Below are 1138 nucleotides of genomic sequence, written 5' to 3'. Positions count from 1 at the left end.
TGAGGTGGACCCCGAAATTCGGGCCAGTAGTGAAGTTATGCGACTATGGTGGCCGAGGCTTGGGGGCAACCCAAGACACGACCCAACGAAATGAAAGCCAAACGCAAAAGACACGACGCCCAGTTCAAAGCCCGGGTGGCATTGGAGGCCCTCAAGGGCGTCAAGACAGTCCAGCAAATCGCCAAGGAGTTCGACGTGCATCCCGTGCAGGTCAGCGACTGGAAAAAGAAGCTCAGCACGCAGGCAGGCAGCGTGTTTGAAACCGGCAGGCAGCAGGAGCAGGAGGACTTCAGCGCGGAGCGCACCGACCTGCACTCCAAGATCGGCGAACTCACCGTGAAGCTGGACTTTGTGGTAAAAAAATCCAAGCAGCTCGGAGTGTGGAGCGGACTGCCGGACTCATCGAACCTCAACACCCGAAGCTGAGCATGAGAACCCAATGTGAACTGCTGGGCGTGTCACGCTCCAGCCTGGACTATGTGCCGGTGGCGGAGACCAAAGAGAACGTGCGGATCAAACGCCTGCTCGATGAGATCTGCCTGCGCGACCCCTGCCTGGGATCACGCCGGCTGGTGACGGTGCTGGAGCGCGATCATGGGCTGGCGGTCAATCGCAAGCGCCTCCAGCGCCTGCGACGCGAGATGGGCATCGAGGCCATTTACTGCAAGCCGCGCACCAGCATCCTGGACAAGGCCAGTCGCATCCATCCCTACCTGCTGCGTGATCTGGCCATCACGCGGGCCGACCAGGTGTGGTGCACCGACATCACCTATGTGCCCATGCCGCGCGGCAGCGCCTACCTCTGCGCGGTGATGGACTGGCACACGCGCTGCGTGCTGGGCTGGGCGGTGAGCAACACGATGGACGTGTCGCTGTGCCTGCTGGCGCTGGATCGGGCGAAGGCGTTTGCAGGCTGCGTGCCGGAGATCTTCAACACGGATCAGGGCAGCCAGTTTACCAGCGAGGAATGGACCGGCACGCTCAAGGGATGGGGCGTGCGGATCAGCATGGACGGGCGCGGCCGGTGGATGGACAACGTGTTCATCGAGCGGCTGTGGCGGAGCATCAAATACGAGGAGATCTATCTTCGTGAGCACGCCACGGTGGCTGCGCTGGAGTGCGGCGTGGAGCGCTGGAT

The 1138-nt window shown here is 62.1% G+C and carries 2 pseudogenes; both read left to right on the top strand.

Annotated elements, in window-relative coordinates:
- Positions 1 to 90: 90 nt before the first annotated feature.
- Positions 91 to 235 (top strand): annotated as a pseudogene (locus AC24GY_RS29440) (transposase); the annotation flags it as partial.
- A gap of 62 nt (positions 236 to 297) precedes the next feature.
- Positions 298 to 1138, top strand: a pseudogene (locus AC24GY_RS29435) (IS3 family transposase); the annotation flags it as partial.

It is taken from the genome of Prosthecobacter sp. Pr1, from assembly GCF_057652315.1.
This window is presented reverse-complemented; position numbering and strand designations above follow the sequence as displayed.